This window comes from Streptomyces sp. Y1 (assembly GCF_041053115.1).
GTDB classification, from domain to species: domain Bacteria; phylum Actinomycetota; class Actinomycetes; order Streptomycetales; family Streptomycetaceae; genus Kitasatospora; species Kitasatospora rubellomurina.
In genome coordinates this window covers 541,038-559,235 of the sequence record NZ_CP163445.1, presented here as the reverse complement: position 1 = coordinate 559,235, position 18,198 = coordinate 541,038, and the positions used below count along the sequence as shown (strand labels likewise).

General features: G+C 76.2%; 17 protein-coding genes and 1 pseudogene. 11 read left to right on the top strand and 7 right to left on the bottom strand.

What is annotated here, in order from left to right; translation table 11 throughout:
- The first annotated feature begins 25 nt into the window (after positions 1-25).
- The 5 genes from AB2U05_RS02195 to AB2U05_RS02175 all read left to right on the top strand — a co-directional run bounded on the left by AB2U05_RS02195 (position 26) and on the right by AB2U05_RS02175 (position 4,765).
- On the top strand, positions 26-1,405 hold the full coding sequence (locus AB2U05_RS02195) for a cytochrome P450 (RefSeq protein WP_369182245.1): 1,380 nt from the start codon (positions 26-28) through the stop codon (positions 1,403-1,405).
- A complete protein-coding gene (locus tag AB2U05_RS02190) occupies positions 1,402-2,586 on the top strand; it encodes a methyltransferase (protein ID WP_369182244.1) in 1,185 nt (394 codons plus the stop codon). Before AB2U05_RS02195 ends, AB2U05_RS02190 begins: the two co-directional genes overlap by 4 nt.
- Positions 2,583-3,290: a DUF6875 domain-containing protein gene (locus AB2U05_RS02185; RefSeq protein ID WP_369182243.1), complete on the top strand. Its 708-nt coding sequence runs from the start codon at positions 2,583-2,585 to the stop codon at positions 3,288-3,290. Before AB2U05_RS02190 ends, AB2U05_RS02185 begins: the two co-directional genes overlap by 4 nt.
- Positions 3,291-3,294: 4 nt before the next feature.
- The gene (locus AB2U05_RS02180) at positions 3,295-3,678 is read left to right on the top strand and encodes a DUF962 domain-containing protein (RefSeq protein ID WP_052707239.1); all 384 of its coding nucleotides are present in this window, start codon (positions 3,295-3,297) and stop codon (positions 3,676-3,678) included.
- A gap of 97 nt (positions 3,679-3,775) precedes the next feature.
- The gene (locus AB2U05_RS02175; protein ID WP_369182242.1) at positions 3,776-4,765 is read left to right on the top strand and encodes a phospholipase; all 990 of its coding nucleotides are present in this window, start codon (positions 3,776-3,778) and stop codon (positions 4,763-4,765) included.
- 117 nt (positions 4,766-4,882) lie between these two features.
- Here AB2U05_RS02175 and AB2U05_RS02170 read toward each other — a convergent pair whose 3' ends face one another.
- The 3 genes from AB2U05_RS02170 to AB2U05_RS02160 form a co-directional block, all read right to left on the bottom strand.
- Complete coding sequence (locus tag AB2U05_RS02170) at positions 4,883-6,400, bottom strand: hypothetical protein (RefSeq protein ID WP_369182241.1); 1,518 nt, start codon at positions 6,398-6,400, stop codon at positions 4,883-4,885.
- Positions 6,401-6,656: 256 nt separating this feature from the next.
- Complete coding sequence (locus tag AB2U05_RS02165; protein WP_369182240.1) at positions 6,657-7,313, bottom strand: hypothetical protein; 657 nt, start codon at positions 7,311-7,313, stop codon at positions 6,657-6,659.
- 188 nt (positions 7,314-7,501) lie between these two features.
- Positions 7,502-8,629 (bottom strand): NADH:flavin oxidoreductase, encoded by a 1,128-nt coding sequence (locus AB2U05_RS02160; RefSeq protein WP_045694104.1) that lies wholly within the window; start codon positions 8,627-8,629, stop codon positions 7,502-7,504.
- A gap of 442 nt (positions 8,630-9,071) precedes the next feature.
- Between AB2U05_RS02160 and AB2U05_RS02155 the strand changes: the two genes are divergently transcribed.
- From AB2U05_RS02155 to AB2U05_RS02130, 6 genes are all read left to right on the top strand, one after another.
- A complete protein-coding gene (locus AB2U05_RS02155) occupies positions 9,072-10,367 on the top strand; it encodes a molybdopterin-dependent oxidoreductase (protein WP_369185877.1) in 1,296 nt (431 codons plus the stop codon).
- Between the two features lie 30 nt (positions 10,368-10,397).
- Positions 10,398-10,901, top strand: coding sequence for a hypothetical protein (locus AB2U05_RS02150; RefSeq protein ID WP_045711339.1), 504 nt, complete (start codon positions 10,398-10,400; stop codon positions 10,899-10,901).
- A 90-nt stretch (positions 10,902-10,991) separates the two neighbouring features.
- Entirely contained in the window at positions 10,992-11,846 is an 855-nt protein-coding gene (locus AB2U05_RS02145) for an S-methyl-5'-thioadenosine phosphorylase (protein ID WP_045711338.1), read from the top strand.
- A 19-nt stretch (positions 11,847-11,865) separates the two neighbouring features.
- On the top strand, positions 11,866-13,236 hold the full coding sequence (locus tag AB2U05_RS02140) for a glycosyltransferase 87 family protein (protein WP_369182239.1): 1,371 nt from the start codon (positions 11,866-11,868) through the stop codon (positions 13,234-13,236).
- A gap of 53 nt (positions 13,237-13,289) precedes the next feature.
- Positions 13,290-14,003, top strand: a complete 714-nt coding sequence (locus AB2U05_RS02135; RefSeq protein ID WP_045694097.1) for a molybdopterin-dependent oxidoreductase — start codon at positions 13,290-13,292, stop codon at positions 14,001-14,003.
- Positions 13,987-14,595 carry a cytochrome b/b6 domain-containing protein gene (locus AB2U05_RS02130; protein ID WP_045694095.1) on the top strand — a complete coding sequence of 203 codons (609 nt, stop codon included), beginning with the start codon at positions 13,987-13,989 and terminating at the stop codon, positions 14,593-14,595. Before AB2U05_RS02135 ends, AB2U05_RS02130 begins: the two co-directional genes overlap by 17 nt.
- A 39-nt stretch (positions 14,596-14,634) precedes the next feature.
- Here the strand turns inward: AB2U05_RS02130 and AB2U05_RS02125 are convergent, their stop codons facing one another.
- The 4 genes and pseudogenes from AB2U05_RS02125 to AB2U05_RS02110 all read right to left on the bottom strand — a co-directional run bounded on the left by AB2U05_RS02125 (position 14,635) and on the right by AB2U05_RS02110 (position 17,789).
- A complete protein-coding gene (locus AB2U05_RS02125) occupies positions 14,635-15,288 on the bottom strand; it encodes a class I SAM-dependent methyltransferase (protein WP_045694093.1) in 654 nt (217 codons plus the stop codon).
- On the bottom strand, positions 15,285-15,812 hold the full coding sequence (locus AB2U05_RS02120) for a DUF2064 domain-containing protein (RefSeq protein WP_369185876.1): 528 nt from the start codon (positions 15,810-15,812) through the stop codon (positions 15,285-15,287). Before AB2U05_RS02120 ends, AB2U05_RS02125 begins: the two co-directional genes overlap by 4 nt.
- Positions 15,813-15,947: 135 nt before the next feature.
- A pseudogene (locus AB2U05_RS02115) lies at positions 15,948-16,625 on the bottom strand (glycosyltransferase family 2 protein); the annotation flags it as partial.
- A 108-nt stretch (positions 16,626-16,733) separates the two neighbouring features.
- Positions 16,734-17,789, bottom strand: coding sequence for an NAD-dependent epimerase/dehydratase family protein (locus AB2U05_RS02110; RefSeq protein ID WP_369182238.1), 1,056 nt, complete (start codon positions 17,787-17,789; stop codon positions 16,734-16,736).
- Positions 17,790-18,198 lie beyond the last annotated feature (409 nt).

Sequence of the window (18,198 nt, the reverse complement as noted above, 5' to 3'; positions counted from 1 at the left end):
CCGACAGACCGGAGGAGAGTTCCGCATGCCCAGGATTCCAGGACCGCGCACGCCCGCCCAGGTGTTCCGCGCCGGACGAGCCTTCCAGCAGTCCCTGCCCGAAGGGCTGGAGCACCTGAGGGACGGCTACGGGGAGGTCAGCGTCTTCGGGTTCGGCCCCACCCGCACCCACTTCCTGCTCGGCCCGCAGGCCAACGCCCTGGTCCTGCGCAATCCCGACAACTTCGTCTTCACCGGCGCCTACGACATCCTGCGGCCGATCGCCGGGGAGACCGCCCTGGTCGTCACCGACGGCGAACCGCACGACCGCCGCAAGCGCAAGGCGCAACCCTCCTTCCACCGCGCCGGGGTGGCGGAGAGCACCCGGATGATCCTGGCCGCCCTCGACCGGGCCGTCGACGGCTGGCGGCCCGGGCAGCGGCTGGACATCCACGGGGAGCTGCGCGAGGCGCTGCGCGGCGCGATGCTGCGGATGTTCTGCGGCGACCGCCTCGCCGCCCAAGCCCCCTTCCTGATCGCCAGGTTGGACGAGATCCACGAACTGATGGACTACCCGCTCCCCAAGCAGCTGGTGGCCTGGCGACTGCCCGGCCGACCGCGCCGCCGGGCGGTGGCGGCGGTCGCCGCCGTCGAGGACCGCATCTACGCCGAGATCCGCCGGCGCCGCACGGGCGGCCCGGCGGGGGAGGACCTGATCTCGGTGATGCTGGCCGAGGGCGGGGCCGCGATGACGGACCGCGAGATCCGCGACATGGTCGTCAGCGCCCTGATCGCCGGCTACGACCCGGTGGGTTCCGCGATCGGCTGGGCGGTCTACAACTCCCTTTCCCACGAGGGCGTCTGGCAGCGGATCCGGGCCGAGGCCGACGAGGTCCTGGGGGACGCGCCGGCCACCCCCGCCGACGTCCGCAGGCTGCCCCACACCGTGCGGGTGGTGCACGAGAGCCTGCGGCTGCATCCGCCGGTGGTGCTGAGCCCGCGCCGCTGCCGCAAGGCGTTCCGCTTCCGCGGCCACCTGATCCCGGCGGGCTCCCTGGTCGCGATCAGCGAGTACATCACCCACCGCTCACCCGAGGCCTGGGACGAACCGGACGCGTTCCGGCCCGAGCGCTGGGACCCGGCGCGCGAGGGCCACCGCGCCCCCACGCCCATGGAGTACCTCCCGTACGGCTACGGCGCCCACCGCTGCATCGGCGCCGGCCTCGCCGGAGCCGTGCTGCCCGCGATGCTGGCCCGGCTGGCCCAGCGCACCGAACTCACCCTGCTCACCACCCGCCCCCGGTACGGCGGCATTCCGGCGCTGGTGCCGCGCGGCGGGCTGCTCGTCGAGGTCGGCGAGACACCGGACCGCGGCCGGAACACCGTTGACACCGTGGCGGACACCTGCACCGGAGCGCTCTCATGACCGCCGCCACCACGCGGCCGCCGGCCCACGTCGCCCTGCCCGACGCCGAGCAGGCCCGGCACGCCCTGCGGATGCGCGAGCTGATCTACGGACACCTCCGCTCGCGCGCCCTGTGCGCGATGGCCGAACTCGGCCTCGCCGACGCGCTGGCCGAACGGCCGCTGCCCGCCGCGGAACTGGCCGACCGGGCCGGCGCCGACCCCGCGCTGCTGACCCGCCTGCTGCACGCCCTGGCGGCCTTCGGGGCGCTGCGGGCCACGTCCGGGCAGTCGGGGTCGTCCGGGTCGTCCGGGTCGTCCGGGTCGTCCGGGTCGTCCGGGCCGTCCGGCGAGGCCGTCCAGGCCGGTCGGCCCGGGGAGTTCTTCGAACTCACCCCGCTCGGGGCGGCGTTGCGCACCGACGCCCCGGCCTCCGCGCTCCCCACCGCGCTGCTGGTCGCGCGGGCCGTGGCCCCCGCCTGGGAGCGGCTGACCGAGTCCGTCCGCACCGGGCGGCCCGGCTTCCCCGAGGCCTTCGGCGAGGACTTCTTCAGCCGGCTCGGCGCCGACCCCGCGCTGCGCTCGGTCTTCGACCGCTCCCAGGAGACCGGCCTCGCCCTGGAGTTGGCGGCGGTACTGGACGCGGTCGACTTCTCCGGGGCGCTGACCGTGGTCGACGTCGGCGGCGGGGACGCCGCCCTGCTGACCGGGCTGCTGGCCGCCCACCCCGAGCTGCGCGGAGTGCTGGTCGACCTGGCCGAGGCCCTGGAGCCGGCCGCCCGCAGGCTGGCCGGGACGGGCCTCGGCGCGCGCTGCGAGCTGGTGGCGGGCGACTTCTTCGCGCCGCTGCCGCCGGGCGCCGACCGGTACCTGCTGCGGCACATCCTGCACGACTGGGACGACGACGCGTGCCGGGCGCTTCTGCGCAACTGCCGTGCCGCGATGGGTCCGGAGGCCCGGCTGGTGGTGGTCGACCACCTGGCGGGCGCCGACCCGGCCGGCGGCGACCGCTGGGGCGCGGTGATGGACCTCTACATGATGTCGCTGTTCGGCGGCGGCCGGGAGCGGACCCGCGAGGAGGTGACCGGGCTGCTGCACGAGGCGGGCTTCGGCACCGTACGGGTGACGCGGCTAGCGGCCGGCGCCGGCGTGTTCGAGGCGCGGCCGGGCGACGGGCGGCCGGCGGGCGGTGGGCCGCGATGAGCAGCACGCCGCCGGACATCGCCGAGCTGCTGCCCGCCGTGGACGCACCGCAGGCCGAGGCGGTGCGCTGGCTGGCGGACTACGTCTGCCGCCCGCACCCGGAACTCGGCCGGGACGGTGCGGTCTGCCCGTTCATGCTGCCCGCCGCCCGCGGCGGTACGGTGCGCCTCCACACCCGGACCGGCCTGGCGACCGCCGGCGGCGCCGAACTGCGTTCCCTCGTACGGGAGATGGCCCGGACCTTCCGCACCGCGCAGTGGGCGCGCAGCAACCCCGTGATCCACTGCCTGATCCTGGTGCTCCCCGACCTCCCCCGGTCGCACGGGCACCTCCTGGACGCGGTGCAGGCCGAGCTGAAGGCGGAACTGGCCGGCGACGGACTGATGTTGGGCCAGTTCCACCCCGACTGCCCGGAGCCCGCGGCGCGCAACCCCGAGTTCCCGGTCTCCCGCTCGCCCGTCCCGATGCTCGCCATGCGCAACATGGCGCTGCACGACGTGCTCTTCCTCCACCACGATCCCGAGCTGTTCCACCAGTACCAGCTCCGGTTCGGCGCCCGCTTCGAGCCGGATGTCAGCGTCGCCCAGGTCTACCGGGAGGCCTACGAGGCGGGGGCGGCGGCCTGCCCCGTCCGGACCCCGCACCCGATTACCACGGAACACCCGACCACCACGGAACACCCGACCACCACAGAGACGAGGTAGCACCATGAGGGAGTTCGACCAGCGCTTCGAGGACTACATGCGCGGCCACACGAACGAGACCAGCCGCTGGATGCACGTGGCGGGGATGGCCGCCGCGGTCGGGGTGGCGGTGACGGCCGTGGGGCGGCGCCGGGCCCGCCTGCTGTGGGGGGTGCCGGCCGCGTTCTTCGGCTTCGCCTGGAGTGGGCACTTCGTCTTCGAGAAGAACAAGCCGGTCGGATTCACCGACCCGGTGGCCGCGTTCTCCGGCGACCTCATGATGATCTACCTGATGGCCACCGGCCGGAACGCCGAGCTCGTGGCCCTGCTGGAGCGGCTGCGCGAGCGGGACGCCGTCGCCGGGCCGTGCGCCGCGGACGGGCGGCGACCCGCCCCGCAGGCAGCCTGACCATCACTCATTTACCATGTGGCCAAGCGCAGTTGGTGAAATCGTCTTTCCGTGTCGGGCCACCGGCGCGGAAGACCGAGAAGAAGGAGTGCCTTCCTTGACCACTCACCTCAGGCGCGGCGCCGGCCGCCGGACGCTGTCGGCGCTGACGGCGGCGTTGTGCGGGATCGTCGGGGCCACCGCGCTCGGCGCGACCCCGGCGGCAGCGGCCGATCAGCGCCACCCGGTCTACGCCATCGCGCACCGGGTTGACACCCTGGACGGCGTGGACGCGGCGCTCAGCCACGGTGCCAACGGCATCGAGATCGACGTCTGCGCCTGGTGGAACCCGAACGAGTGGCGCGCCTACCACGACTGTTCCTCGGCCGGCGACAACCGGCTGGGCCCGAGCTTCGACAGCATGATCGACCGGATCGTCTCCAACGCGCACGCGGGGCGCCGGCTGTCGCTGGTCTGGCTGGACATCAAGGACCCGAACTACTGCGGGGAGCAGCAGAACCGCGGGTGCAGCGTCGCCGGACTGCACGACAAGGCGCAGCGGCTGACGGCCGCCGGGATCCAGGTGCTCTACGGCTTCTACGAGTACCACGGCGGCAGCACCCCGGACGTCGGCGGCCGGGGGTGGAAGAGCCTGGAGGGCAAGCTCGGCAGCCTGGAGGGCATGACCACGACCGGGACCCGGGACCAGGTCCGCAGCGCCTTCGACCGCTCCGGCTCCGGGATCCCCGCCGGCCACCGGGCGATGGACTACGGCGACACCGACATCACCAAGGGGTTCGGCAACTGCACGGAAGCCACCTGGAACACCTGCGCCGAACTGAAGAAGGGGGCCGACGACCGCGCCGGCGGACGGCTCGCGGCGACGCTGTCCTGGACGACCACCTACAACGACCCGTGGTACGTCGACAAGCTGCTGGGCGACGCGAAGGTGGACGGCATCATCGCGGGCTACGGCGCCTTCACCGGCGTGCGCGAGTACGACAACAGCTGGCAGTGCGCCAACGCCGTCAACCTCGTCCGCGACTGGGTGAACCGGCACGGCGCCACCCACCGGATGGCCACCAGCGGCGACCGCCTGTTCAGGTAGCCGGTCCGGGACCGGGAGCCCGGGACCCGGAGCCCGGGACGGCCGGAGGGCCCCGCTGCGGGTGCAGCGGGCCCTCCGGTGTTGCGCGCGGTCAGCTCGTGCGGTCAGCTCGCGAGGTCAGCTCGTACGGGCGGCGCTGACCAGGTCGGGCAGCAGCTTCGCCGCGTTGGGCGTGCCGAGGCCGGTGATCGGGTCCCAGCCGGTGGTGGCGGAGTAGCCGGGCACGGTCGGGTCGGCGGTGTTGTTGCCGATGGTCACGTCGTTGAAGTCGGCCGCGTACGTGGCCGGGTCGGCGCCCAGCTTGTACAGGGCCGGGTTGATCGGGCCGAGGCCGCCGCCGTTGATCTGGTCGGCGATCGAGACCAGGCCGGCCCACTCCGGGCAGGACAGCGAGGTGCCGCCGATGTCGTACCAGCCCGTGCTGCACGGCGTGGCGCCGCAGTTGAGGCCGGAGTTGCCGTCCGGCGGGAGCGACACGTAGACCAGCGCGCCGGTGCCGGGGGCGGCCTGCAGGGCCACGTCCGGGACGCCGCGCTTGGCGCCGATCGGGGTGGAGCCGGCGGGCAGCGCGGACTGGTAGCCGGGCTTGTCGAAGACCCGGCTGAAGCCGCCGCCGGCGAAGGTCCAACCGACCTCGGCCGCACCGGGGTTGGCCTGGCACTTGGACGGGTTGTCGGTGCTGTCGGCGACCCGGCCGGCGGTCGCGTTCGGGTCGGTGCACAGGTACGTGCCGCCGACGCCGGTCACCAGCGGGTCGGAGGCCGGCCACTCCACCGAGGGGTACGGGAGGGTGGTGCCGCCGGACTTGACCGGGGTCTTCGTCGAGCCGGCCGTGCCGTTGTCGCCGGAGGAGCCGAGCACGGTGACGCCGTTCAGGGCCGCCGACTTGAAGGCGTGCCGCAGCGGCTCGATCGACTGGGCGCTGGCGAACGCGCCCTCGGCGGAGGCGAAGGACTGCGAGATGACGTTCGCCAGGTGGTGGTCGACCACGTACTGCTCGGCGTCCATCAGCGCGGGGAAGCCCTGGACCCCGAGCGTCTCGGCGGTGGGCGTGCTGACCAGCAGGATGTTGGCGCCGGGGGCCATCGCGTGCGCGGTCTCGACGTCGAGCGCGACCTCCAGTGCCCAGGCGGACTTGTCCTCCTGGCCGGTGCCCTGGCTGGTGGACGGCGGCGCGGTGGTGCCCGGCGAGCCCTGGACGTGCAAGGTGCTGAAGGTCGGCATGCCCGGCTGGCAGGTCACGCCCTCCTCGCCGCACATCGCGGTGACGCCGAAGGCCTGGTCGAAGACGTGCAGGTCGTGCGCCATCGTGTCGCTGCCGTACGAGTCGAAGACGGCGATCGTCTGGCCCCGGCCGTCGAAGCCGTCTGTGTACAGCGGGCCCAGGTTGTAGGCGGCCCTGACCGCCTGCGGGCTGAAGCAGCGCCGGCCCGCCGACGCACACTGCGCCTGGGTGGGGGGCGTGGTGCCGGCCGACACCTGGGCGTAGTCGGCGAGCGTGGGATGCACCACCGGGTAGGCGGCGGCGCTGCTGACCGTGGGGACGGCGAGCGCGCCGGAGGCCGCGAGGGCCAGGCTGCTCACCCCCGCCAGGAGCAGCCGGCGTATCGATGGAGCCTTCAAGTAGTCCTCCACGAGGGATGGTTGGGGGACATGCTCGGCCCGGCCCGGGTCGGATCGAACGACTCCGGGACGTGGGGGAGCCGCGACACGAGGTCACGGACGGGCGCGAGTGTAGGGGCGGGAACGCCCTGTCCTCAATGGCTCGTGGGAAACCCGTTCGGGCGGGGGAGGCCGCGGCCGGGCGTGCGTTCGGCCCTGCGTCCACGACCGGACGGCGGCCCCGGCCCGACCGCCCGCCCGACCGCCCGCCGGGCCGCGCGCCGGGCCGTCAGCCGGCGGGCTGCCAGGGCCGCCCCGGCACCCACAGCGGCACGGGGCCGGTGCGGGGCATCGCGTGGGCCGCCTCCTGCTCCAGCCACGCGTCCACCCGCGCCGGATCGCCCTCGCTCAGCTCGACCAGTGCGGCGGCGGCGATCCGGGCGCAGCACAGCACGAGCGCCAGGGCGTCCTGGCGGCGGTGCCGCTCCCGCACGTAGGCCTCGCTGCGCTCCTCGATGCGGCGGTCGTGGGACGGCCCGTCCTCGGCGGCCAGCGCCTGGACGCCGTGCCAGACCAGGGTCAGCGCGCAGGGCTCGGCCGGGTGCGTCACGCCGTCCCGGCGGGCCCGCTCGCGGCTGTCCGTCGCCTGCCGTCCCAGCCGTTCCAGCGCGGTCGGGCCGTCCTCGCCGCAGGAGCGGAGCACCAGCTCGGCGGCCCGTTCCGTGACGGTGCGCAGCGCGGTGGGCGCGGGCACCCGCAGCCCGGGCCCCGGCGCGTCGCCGAACGCCAGCCAGGCGTCCGCGAACGAAGCCGCCCGCAGCCCGCCGACCCAGGCCGGGGACCGGCCCGTCGCGCCCAGCTGTTCGCGCGCGCCCAGCCGGACCAGTCCCACCGCGACCAGGCCCGCCGCGTCGCCGCCCAGTTCCCTCAGCCGTCCACTTCGCACCGCACAACCCCCGTCTGCAGTCGTCACCCCGTGAGCGCACATCCCACCACACCGGGACGCGAACGAACTAGACGGGGCCATGTCACAGATTGGAAGCGATCGGCGACGGACGGCCGAGGCCCCGGCCGCCGGCGCCACGTCGGGCGCGGGCGGCCGGGGCCTCGGGGCCTCCGGCTGTCCGGGGGCGATCAGCTCAGGGTGCGGACCGCGGCGGCGTCGTACGGGCGCAGGTCGGCGAACCGGCCGGCGAGGACCTTCTCCGCCCACTGCGGGTCCTGCAGGAGCGCGCGGCCGACCGCGACCAGGTCGAACTCGTCGCGCTCCAGCCGGTCGAGCAGGTTGTCCAGGGCCCCGACCGGGGCGCCCTCGCCCGCGAAGGCACGGATGAAGTCGCCGTCCAGGCCGACCGAGCCGACGGTGATCGCCGGGCGGCCGGTGAGCTTCCTGGTCCAGCCGGCCAGGTTGAGGTCCGAGCCGTCGAACTCGGGGACCCAGTAGCGGCGGGTCGAGGCGTGAAAGGCGTCGACGCCGGCCTCGGCGAGCGGGGTCAGGATCGCCTCCAGCTCCTGCGGGGTCTCGGCGAGGCGGGCCTCGTAGTTCTCCGACTTCCACTGCGAGTAGCGGAAGATCACCGGGAACTCGGGGGACACGGCCGCGCGCACCGCGGCGACGAGCTCGGCCGTGAACTTCGTCCGGGCGACCGCGTCGCCGCCGTAGGCGTCGGTGCGGCGGTTGGTGCCCGCCCAGAGGAACTGGTCCAGCAGGTAGCCGTGGGCGCCGTGCAGCTCGACGCCGTCGAAGCCGATCCGCTCGGCGGCCGCGGCCGCCTCGGCGAACGCGCCGATGACGGCGTCCAGGTCGGCCCGGGTCATCGCCCGCCCGGTGCCCTCGGTGCCGTCCAGCCGGATGCCGGACGGGCCGACCGCGGGGGCGTCCGCGAACGGCGGGTCGCCCTGCTTGCGCACCATGCCGATGTGCCACAGCTGCGGCACGATGGTGCCGCCCGCCGCGTGGACGTCCTCGGCGACCCGGGCCCACCCGGCCAGCTGCTCCTCGCCGTGGAAGCGCGGGACGGCGTCGCTCTGCCCGGCGGACTCGTGCCCGACGTACGTCCCCTCGGTGACGATCAGGCCGACGCCCGCGGCCGCGCGGCGGGCGTAGTACGAGCGCACGTCCTCGCCGGGCACGCCGCCGGGGGAGAACATGCGGGTCATCGGCGCCATCGCGATGCGGTTGGGCACGGTCAGTCCGTTGATCGCGACGGGCCGGGACAGGATCTCGGCCGCGCGGGAGGCGGAGGACTCGGTGACGGTCATGAGCGGATTCCTTGCGGGGTGCCGCGGCGGTGTGCGCCGGGACGGAAACGGTTGCCCGTGCCAACCACTGCGGCCGCCCCCGCATTTCGGTGCCCGCGCGAAACCCGCTGTGATCCCCGTCACCACGCGCTGAAAGGAGGGGTCATCCGTACGGGTGATCGTGGCGCCGGTCCGGTGTGGTGGCGGCGGGGCCGCCGCGCCGCCGGTGGTTGGCTGTCCGGCGGGCGCCGGCCAGTCGGCCCTTCCCCGGCCGCGCGGCGCAGCTCCGGCCGGGGACGCGCGCCACGGGTTCCTGGGCGGTGGGAGGCGGTCGGTGGTCATGGGTCGGCGCGGTGGTGGATCGCCTCGGAGCCGGCCCCGGCGGGCCGCCGACGCGTCGCGCCGCCTCGGACGCGACGCCGCGCGGGCCGCCGCGCGAGCCCGTACGGCGGCCGGTGCCCGGCTGTCGGCGGTCGCTGCCCGGCTCCGGCGGGCGCCCGCGCCGCCCGGACCGTTCCGGCCCGGCTTCTGGCGCAGCCCGATCCGCGGGCCGTGGCTGACCTCGGTGTTCGGGCTGGTGCTGCTGGTCGGCATCCCCGTCCTGTTCGTGACCGGCGCGCTGTCCTACGCCGCCTACAACCCCGACCTCGGCCCGCTGAACGACCAGACGCCGGACAAGGGTTGGCTGGGCTTCTACCTCTTCGACTGGCCCACCCGCCCGGCCTGGCTCTACCGGCTGGTCCAGGGCGTGCACGTGACGCTCGGCGTCGTCCTCGTCCCGGTCCTGCTGGCCAAGCTGTGGTCGGTGATCCCGAAGCTGTTCGAGTGGCCACCGGCGCGCAGCGCCGCCCACGCCCTGGAACGGCTGTCGCTGCTGATGCTCGTCGGCGGCGCCGTCTTCGAGTTCGCCACCGGGATCCTCAACATCCAGCTCCACTACGTCTTCCCGGGCTCCTTCTACACCCTGCACTTCTACGGGGCGTGGGTGTTCATCGCCGCGTTCGCCGTCCACGTCGCGCTGCGGCTCGGCCGGATGGTCCGCGCGCTCGGGTCGCGCTCCCTGCTCGGCGAGCTGCGCACCGGCCTCGCCGACACCCGGCCCGAACCGCCGGACGCGGACGGCCTGGTGGCCGTCGCACCCGCCCCGCCGACGATCGCCCGGCGCGGCGCGCTCGCCCTGGTCGGCGCGGGCTCGCTGGCCCTGTTCGTGGTCACCGCCGGGCAGAGCATCGGCGGCCGGCTGCGCGCCACCGCGCTGCTGGCACCGCACAACCGGGCCCCGGCGGACGGGCCCAACGGCTTCCAGGTCAACAAGACCGCCGCCGCGGTCGGCATCACCGCGGCGATGGTGGGCCCCGACTGGCGGTTGGAGCTGCACGGCGCCGGACCGGTGCGGTCCTTCACCCGGGAGGACCTGCTCGCGATGGCCCAGCACGCGGCCCGGCTGCCGATCGCCTGCGTGGAGGGCTGGTCCACCGGGGACCAGCACTGGAGCGGACTGCGCCTCGCCGACCTCGCCGCCCTGGCCGGGCTCCCGGACGCGGCGAGCGTGCTGGTGGACTCCGTCCAGCCGCCCGGCCCGTACGCCTCCGTGGTGCTGCGCGGCAACCAGATCCGCGACCCGCGCTCGCTGCTCGCCCTGCACGTCAACGGGGTCGACCTCGCGCTCGACCACGGGTACCCCGCCCGCGTCATCGTCCCGGCCAACCCGGGGGTGAACAACACGAAGTGGGTCCACCGGCTGACCTTCAGGGCCTGACGCACGAGCACCTCACGACCGGGACGGACGATGAACCGACGCACCCCCCTCACCCGCTGGTACGGCGCCGGCCCGCTGCACCTGCTCGCGCTCCTCGCCTCCCTCGCCCTCACCGGCTTCGCCGTCCAGCGCCTGCTGGCCGAACGCCCCCTCGCGGTGGCGGTCTGGTTCGTCGGCGCGGCCGTCGCCCACGACCTGCTCCTGCTCCCGCTCTACTCGCTCGCCGACCTCTCGGCCCGGTCCGTGCTGCGCCGGCGGCGCGGGCCGGCACCGGCCGTGCCCTGGATCAACCACCTGCGGGTGCCGGCCTTCCTGTCGGGCCTGCTGCTGCTCGTCTGGTTCCCGCTCGTCCTCGACCTCTCGGTGCCCTACCCGGGCGCCACCGGGCTGTCGGAGGGCGTCTACCTGGGCCGCTGGCTCGCCGTCACCGGGGCCCTGTTCGGCGCGTCCGCCCTCGCCCTGGCCCTCCGGCTCCGCCGGGCCGGCCGATCGGGACCGGCGCGGGGGTCGGGCGAGGACGGCGGCGAATCGTAGGACGGCGAATCGTAGGACCGGGGCCTGCGGGGTAGGGCTCGAAGGGCTCGTGCATCAGCCGGGGCATTCCTTCCAAGAGAGGTGGTACAGATGACGGTTCGTCGGGACTCCGCACAGGCCGAGCTGGGCGTGATCGGCGGCTCGGGGCTCTACGCCCTGCTCGACGAGGTGACCGAGGTGCGGGTCGACACCCCGTACGGGCCGCCGAGCGACGCGCTGTTCCTCGGCGAGGCCGCCGGCCGCCGGATCGCCTTCCTGCCCCGGCACGGGCGCGGCCACGGCCTGCCGCCGCACCGGATCAACTACCGGGCCAACCTGTGGGCGCTGCACTCGCTGGGCGTGCGCCAGGTGTTCGGGCCGTGCGCGGTCGGCGGGCTGCGCCCCGCGTACGGGCCGGGGACGCTGGTGGTGCCGGACCAGTTCGTCGACCGCACCTCGGGCCGGGCGCAGACCTACTACGACGGCCTGCCGCTGCCGGACGGCACCGTCCCCGAGGTCGTGCACGTGTCGATGGCCGACCCGTACTGCCCCACCGGGCGGCGGGCCGCCCTCGACGCCGCCCGCGCCGCGGCCTGGGAGCCGGTGGACGGCGGCACGCTGGTGGTGATCGAGGGCCCGCGCTTCTCCACCCGCGCCGAGTCCCGCTGGTTCACCGCCAACGGCTGGTCCGTGGTCGGCATGACCGGCCACCCCGAAGCCGTCCTCGCCCGCGAACTCGGGCTCTGCTACACCTCGTTGGCGCTGGTCACCGACCTGGACGCCGGGGTGGAGTCGGGCGAGGGCGTCACCCACGCCGAGGTGCTGGAGGTCTTCGCCCGCAACGTCGACCGGCTGCGCACCGTGCTGTTCAAGGCCCTGGAGGCCCTGCCCGCCGACCGGGACTGCCCCTGCTCGCACGCGCTGGACGGCCTCACCACCGGCCTCCCCGGCGTCCCGGGCCACTGACCCGGCCCGGCCCGCCCGCATGCCCGCCCGGACCGTCCTCCCCTGCGCGCTCGTCCTCGCCGCCCTGGTCACGGCCCTCGCGCTGACCGTGACCGGCGGCGGGACGCTCGCCGACCGGCCGCCGCTGTACGGCTGGTACGCCCTCGACGCCGCCCTCTTCGCGCTCGCCCTGCTCCTGCTGCGCGGGGTGGACGACCGCCGGGTGGCGCCGCTGGTGCTGGCCGGCAGCGCCCTGGTCGCCGCGGCCGGGCTGCTGGCGCCGCCGCGCACCAGCGACGACGCCTACCGGTACGTGTGGGACGGCCGGGTCCAGGCGGCCGGCATCTCCCCGTACGCGCACGCCCCGGACGACCCGGCGCTGGCCCGGCTGCGCGACCCTGGCCTGTTCCCGGCCGGCGACGGCTGCACGGCCTGGGACGAGCGGCGCACCGCGGCGGGCGACTGCACCCGGATCAACCGGCCCGCCGTGCACACCATCTACCCGCCCGTCGCCGAGGCCTGGTTCCTCGCCGCGCACCCCTTCGGCGGCGGCGTGCGCGGCGCGCAGGCGGGCGGCGCGCTGCTGGCGGTCGCCACCACCGGCGTCCTGCTCGCCGCGGGAGGCCGGCAGCGGCGGCGGGCCGCGCTGTGGGGCTGGTGCCCGGGCATCACGGTGTGGGCGGTCAACGACGCGCACGTCGACACCCTCGGCGCGCTCCTGATGACGGCCGGGCTGGCCTGCGCGGCCCGCCGCCGGGCCGGCCCCGGCGGCGCCCTGCTCGGCGCGGCCGTCGCCACCAAACTGCTGCCGGCCCTCGCCCTGCCCGGAGCGCTGTCCGGGCTGTTCGCCCGGCGGCCTCGGCGGCACGACCTGGTCCTGCTCGCCACGGCCCTCGCGACCTTCGCGGCGGCCTACCTGCCGTACGTCGCCGCCTCCGGCGTCGGCGTCCTCGGCTACCTGCCCGGATACCTCCGGGAGGAGGGCTACGAGCAGGGGCACCTCGAACGCTTCGGCCTGCTCCGGGCGCTGCTCCCCGACGCGTGGACCCCGGGGGCCGCCGCCCTGCTGCTCGCCGCGGTGGCGCTGTGGGTGCTGCGCCGGGGCGACCCCCGCCGGCCCTGGCGGGGCGCGCTCCTGGTCACCGGCACCGCGCTGCTGGTCGTCGCGCCGAGCTACCCCTGGTACGGCCTGCTGGTGGTGGCCCTGGTCGCCCTGGACGGCCGGTGGGAGTGGCTGGCGGTGCCCGCCGCCGGCCAGGTGCTCTACCTGACGGGCGGCGAGGACGCCCAACGCGCCGCGTACGGAGCCGCCCTGGCCTGCGTGCTCGCCGTCCCGGCACTGCGCCGGCTGCTGCGCACGGCACCGGCCCGGCCCGGACACGAGATGCGCCCGGAGATGACGAAAGTCTGAAAGAACGCCCCCGGCCCTGGCCGACACCCGCCCCGACCTGCTCGAATCGTCGGGTGGACAGAACAGACGACGAGAGCCGGGGCACCCCGGTCGGGCGCCGGGTCGTGCTCGGCCTGCTCGGCCTCGGGGCCGCCGGCGTGGCCGCCGGGCCGTACCTGCAGCGGGCCGAGTCGGCGCTCGCGGAACGGGACCCGATCGGCCTGTCCGGGCTGCTGCCCGGCAACAACGGCTTCCGCTACTACTCGGTGGTGACCTCCGTCCCCGAGCGGACCGAGGCCGACTACACCCTCACCGTCGACGGGTTGGTGGAGCGCCCCGGCACCCACCGGCTCGCCGATCTGCGGGCGATGCCGCAGCGGCGGCTGGTCAAGGACGTGCAGTGCGTCACCGGCTGGCGGGTGCCGGACACCCCGTTCGAGGGCGTGCCGCTGGCCCACCTCCTGGACGCCGCCGGGGTGCGGCCGGGGGCGAAGGCCGTCCGCTTCAGCTGCTTCGACGGCGCGTACACCGAGAGCCTCACCCTGGAGCAGGCCCGGCGGGACGACGTGCTGGTCGCGCTGCGGATGCGGGACGACGCGATCTCGCACAGCCACGGCGGGCCGGTGCGGCTGTACGTCGCGCCGATGTACTTCTACAAGTCGGCGAAGTGGCTCTCGGGCATCACCGTCACCGGAGCGGTCGAGCCGGGCTACTGGGAGCGCAACGGCTACGACGTCGACGCCTGGGTCGGCCGGTCGAACGGGAGGGACGATGCGCCGACGAGCTGACCTGGTCCTGCGCTTCTCCCGCGCCGAGCGCTGGGTGCACCGCACGACCGCCGCACTGATGGGCGTCTGCCTCGCCACGGCCGCCTGCCTCTACGTCGCGCCGCTCGCCGAACTGGTCGGCAACCGGCCGCTGGTGGTCACCGTGCACGTGTGGTGCGGCCTGGCGCTGCCGGTGCCGCTGCTGCTCGGCCTCGCCTTCCGCGACCTGCGGGCGGACTTCGTCCGGCTGAGCCGCTTCACCGCGGTGGACCGGCAGTGGCTGCGGGCCGTCCGCGGCCGGGCCGCGCACCGGCCGGCCGGCAAGTTCAACGCGGGGCAGAAGCTGTACGCGCAGTGGACGCTAGGCGCGATCCTGGTGATCGTCGGCACCGGGCTGCTGATGTGGCTCACCCACCTCGCCCCGGCGTCCTGGCGCACCGGTGCGACCTTCGTGCACGACTGGCTGGCCGCCGCCATCGCCGTCGTCGTCGCCGGGCACGTCCGGATGGCCTGGCGGGACCGCGAGGCGCGGCTGGGCATGCGGACCGGGCTGGTCGAACGGCGGTGGGCCGAGCGCGAGCACCCGCACTGGCGGGCCGCGGAGCCGGAGTAGCGGCCGGGCCGCCGGCCCGCCCGCACGCGGACCGGCGGCTCAGGCCTTGCGCAGCGCGAGGAAGCGGCGGCCGTACGAGGTCCAGCGTTCCGCCTCGACGAGACCCGCGGCGCGGGCCCGCCGCAGGGCGGCGGCGGTGCCCAGCCGGGCCCAGGGGAAGGCCGGGCCGAGCCGGCCGTCCGGCCCCTCCACCCGGACGAGGGCGCGCTCCTCGACCTCCCGTGGCTCCACCTCGACCAGCAACTGCCCGTCCGGGGCGATGAGTTCGGCGCCGCGGCGGAGCAGTGCGCCCGGGTCGCCGCCGATCCCGAGGTTGCCGTCGGCGAGGAGTGCGGCGCCCCAGCGGCCCTCGGCGGGCAGGCGGTCGAAGACGGACCGGCACAGCGCGGGGCCGCCGAGGCCCACCGTGCGGGCTACGGCCGCCCCGGTCACGTCCACGCCGAGGACGGGCACGCCGAGGGCGAGCAGCGCGGTCACCAGCCGGCCGGGGCCGCAGCCGAGGTCGAGGACGGGCGCCCGCAGCCGGGCGCAGCGCAGCAGCAGGCTGTGGTCGGCGCCGGCCGCCGGCGCGCACCAGCGTTCGATGTCCAGGCGCCGCCGCCGGCCGTCCTCGCGGCGCAGCCAGAGCGGGCCCCGGCCGGTCCGGACGGCGTCGGCGAAGGGGTCGTCCACCCAGGCCGCGGCGACCGTCAACTCGCCACCTCCGGCGCGGAGTCGAGGGCGCGCAGCCGCGCGGCGAAGCGGCTGCCGGGGGCCTCGGCGGCCACCTGGTGGGCGTCCTCCATGGTGTCCACGTCGGTGAGCCGGGGCAGGTGGTGGACGGTCAGTCGGGCCTGCGCCAGGCGGCGCAGGAGCGCCGCGCCCGTGCCCGGGGTGGACATCGGCACGCCGTGCAGGAGGCGGGCGGCCAGCTCCGCGCTCGGCCGGGCCAGGCCGAGCGCCCAGAACCCGCCGTCGGCCGCCGGGCCGTACCAGGCGTCCACGCCCGGGCGGCGGGCGGCGGACAGCGGTTCGGCCAGCGCGGCCGCCTCCAGCTGCGGGGTGTCCATGCCGACCAGCAGCGCGGGGGCCCGCGGGGCCAGCCGGGCGGCGGCGGCGAAGGCGGCGGCCAGCCGCCGGTCGAGGCCGCCGCCGCCCTGCGGGACGACCTCCCAGCCCGGCGGCAGCCAGCGGCCGGGAACGCCGTCCAGGACCAGCAGGCGCCGCCCGGCGGGCATCGCGCCCAGGGTGTGCAGGGTGTCGGCGAGCGCGGCCCCGGCGAGGTCCGCCGCCTGGTCCGGGGTGCAGGGCGGGGTGAGGCGGGTCTTCACCCGGCCGGGGGCGGGCGCCTTGGCGATCACCAGCAGGGTGGGCGGCGGCGCGGCCAGCACCGCCCGCATGTCGCGGACGGCCTGGCGGGTGCCGCGCACGGTGCCGGTGACCTTGGACCGTCCCGCGCGCGGCAGGTAGTCCACCGGGGTCTCGGCGATCCGCAGCCCGGCGGCGGAGGCCGCGAGCACCATCTCCAGCGGGTAGCCGGAGCGCCGGTCGCCGAGGCCCAGGGCCAGCAGCCGTTCGCGGCGGGCGGCGCGCATCGGGCCGAGGTCGTGCAGCGGCGCGCCGGTGCGGGCCCGCAGCCGGCGGGCGAGCAGGGCGTTGGCGAGGCGGGCGTGCGGGGGCCAGGCGCCGGCGGTGGCCGGTCGGCGCCGGCCGAGCACCAGGTCGGCGGCGCCGGCCAGCACCGGGCCGGTGACCCGGGGGAGTTGGGCGGGGTCGAGCGAGCCGTCGCAGTCCAGGAAGCAGACCAGGTCGGCGGTGGCGGCGCGCAGCCCGGCGTGGCAGGCGGCGCCGAAGCCGCGCCGGGGTTCCTCGACCACGGTCGCGCCGAGGGAGCGGGCGAGCTCGGCGGAGCCGTCCCGGGAGCCGTTGTCCACGACGATCGCCCGCCAGCCGTCCGGGATCCGCGCGAGCACCCAGGGCAGTGCGGCGGCCTCGTCGAGGCAGGGCAGCACGACGTCGACGGCCCACGGGGGAGGAGGGGGAGGAGTCACGGCGGTCACGCTAACGGTGGCCGGTGCCGAGGGGGCCGAACCGCGCCCGTGCGGGGGTGCCGCGGCCGCCCGGGTGGGGCCGTTCGGGGGATCCTCCCGCACTCGCCGTCAGGCGCGCTGCGGCGCGGCCGCGAACTCCACCATGCCGTCCGCGAAGGGCACCCGCGGCCGCCAGCCGAGCTCGGCGCGCAGCCGGGACGAGTCCGCCGTGACGTGCCGGACGTCGCCGAGCCGGTACTCGCCGGTCACCACCGGCGCCGGCCCGCCGTGGGCGGCGGCCAGCGCCTCGGCCATCGCCCCGACCGTCCGGACGTCGCCGCTGCCCACGTTGTAGGCCCGGGCACTGCCCGGCGGCCGGTCGCCGACCGCCGCGAGGGCGGCGAGGTTGGCGTCGGCGACGTCCCGGACGTGGACGAAGTCCCGGCGCTGCCCGCCGTCCTCGAACACCCGGGGCGCCTCGCCGCGGGCCAGGGCCGAGCGGAACAGCGAGGCGACCCCGGCGTACGGGGTGTCGCGCGGCATGCCCGGCCCGTAGACGTTGTGGTAGCGCAGCGTCAGGACGCGGCCGCCGCAGGCGCGGGCCCAGGCGGCGGCCAGGTGCTCCTGGGCCAGCTTGGTGGCCGCGTACACGTTGCGCGGGTCGGCCGGCGCGTCCTCCGCCACCAGCCCGGGGCCCAGCTCGGCCCCGCAGTGCGGGCACGGCGGCTCGAACCGGCCGGCGTCCAGCGCCGCCGGGCGCCGCGGGCCGGGCGCGACGTCCCCGTGCGCCGGGCAGCGGTACCGGCCCTCCCCGTAGACCACCATCGACCCGGCGAGCACCAGGCGCCGCACCCCCGAGCGCGCCATCGCGGCGAGCAGCACGGCCGTGCCGAGGTCGTTGCAGGCCGCGTAGTCCGGCGCGTCGTCGAGGTCGAGCCCCAGCCCCACCATCGCCGCCTGGTGGCAGACCGCGTCCACACCCTCCAGCGCCCGCCCGACCACCGCCGCGTCCCGCACGTCACCGCGCCGCGCCTCCACGCCGTCCGGCAGCACGGGCATCACGCCGGACGGATGCACGGCGGGCAGCAGCGCGTCCAGCACCCGGACCTCGTGCCCCGCGGCCGCCAGCGCCCGGACGACCGTCGACCCGATGAACCCGGCACCGCCGGTGACCAGAATCCTCATGCCCCGCGACGCTACCGGCCCACCACCCCGCGACCCCGCCGCCCGGCGGCCGTGTCCCCGCCGGCCGTGTCCCCGCCGGTCACGCTCCGGCGGCGGCGAGCGGTGACGCTCGGTCAGGGCGGCGGCGAGTACGGACGGTGTTGCTTTTCACCCGACCGGCGTAGTGTGGGGGTGAACGAAGCATCCGATCCGGAGCGTCGCCCGTCTGTGCCCTCCGGATCCCGCACGAGGGCCGCGTTCCGCGCCCCGGCTCGACCCCGCCGACCCCCTTCCTCCTGCTCGGGGTGCGGCGTGCCCTCGTGAGACTCCGCGTTGCCGAGCGCCTGGTGCACGACCTCCTGGCCCCTCCTGCCCCAGCTACCCCCACGGACCGCGCGCTGCTGCGCGAGCTCACCTTCGCGGACGGGAC

What these genes read in the sequence shown, in the direction of transcription:
- AB2U05_RS02120 (WP_369185876.1), bottom strand. Translation starts at nt 15,812, where the DNA reads ATGCCCGCCGGGCGGCGCCTGCTGGTCCTGGACGGCGTTCCCGGCCGC.
- AB2U05_RS02110 (WP_369182238.1), bottom strand. Translation starts at nt 17,789, where the DNA reads ATGAGGATTCTGGTCACCGGCGGTGCCGGGTTCATCGGGTCGACGGTC.
- AB2U05_RS02185 (WP_369182243.1), top strand. Translation starts at nt 2,583, where the DNA reads ATGAGCAGCACGCCGCCGGACATCGCCGAGCTGCTGCCCGCCGTGGAC.
- AB2U05_RS02195 (WP_369182245.1), top strand. Translation starts at nt 26, where the DNA reads ATGCCCAGGATTCCAGGACCGCGCACGCCCGCCCAGGTGTTCCGCGCC.
- AB2U05_RS02150 (WP_045711339.1), top strand. Translation starts at nt 10,398, where the DNA reads ATGAACCGACGCACCCCCCTCACCCGCTGGTACGGCGCCGGCCCGCTG.
- AB2U05_RS02190 (WP_369182244.1), top strand. Translation starts at nt 1,402, where the DNA reads ATGACCGCCGCCACCACGCGGCCGCCGGCCCACGTCGCCCTGCCCGAC.
- AB2U05_RS02180 (WP_052707239.1), top strand. Translation starts at nt 3,295, where the DNA reads ATGAGGGAGTTCGACCAGCGCTTCGAGGACTACATGCGCGGCCACACG.
- AB2U05_RS02145 (WP_045711338.1), top strand. Translation starts at nt 10,992, where the DNA reads ATGACGGTTCGTCGGGACTCCGCACAGGCCGAGCTGGGCGTGATCGGC.
- AB2U05_RS02160 (WP_045694104.1), bottom strand. Translation starts at nt 8,629, where the DNA reads ATGACCGTCACCGAGTCCTCCGCCTCCCGCGCGGCCGAGATCCTGTCC.
- AB2U05_RS02140 (WP_369182239.1), top strand. Translation starts at nt 11,866, where the DNA reads ATGCCCGCCCGGACCGTCCTCCCCTGCGCGCTCGTCCTCGCCGCCCTG.
- AB2U05_RS02130 (WP_045694095.1), top strand. Translation starts at nt 13,987, where the DNA reads ATGCGCCGACGAGCTGACCTGGTCCTGCGCTTCTCCCGCGCCGAGCGC.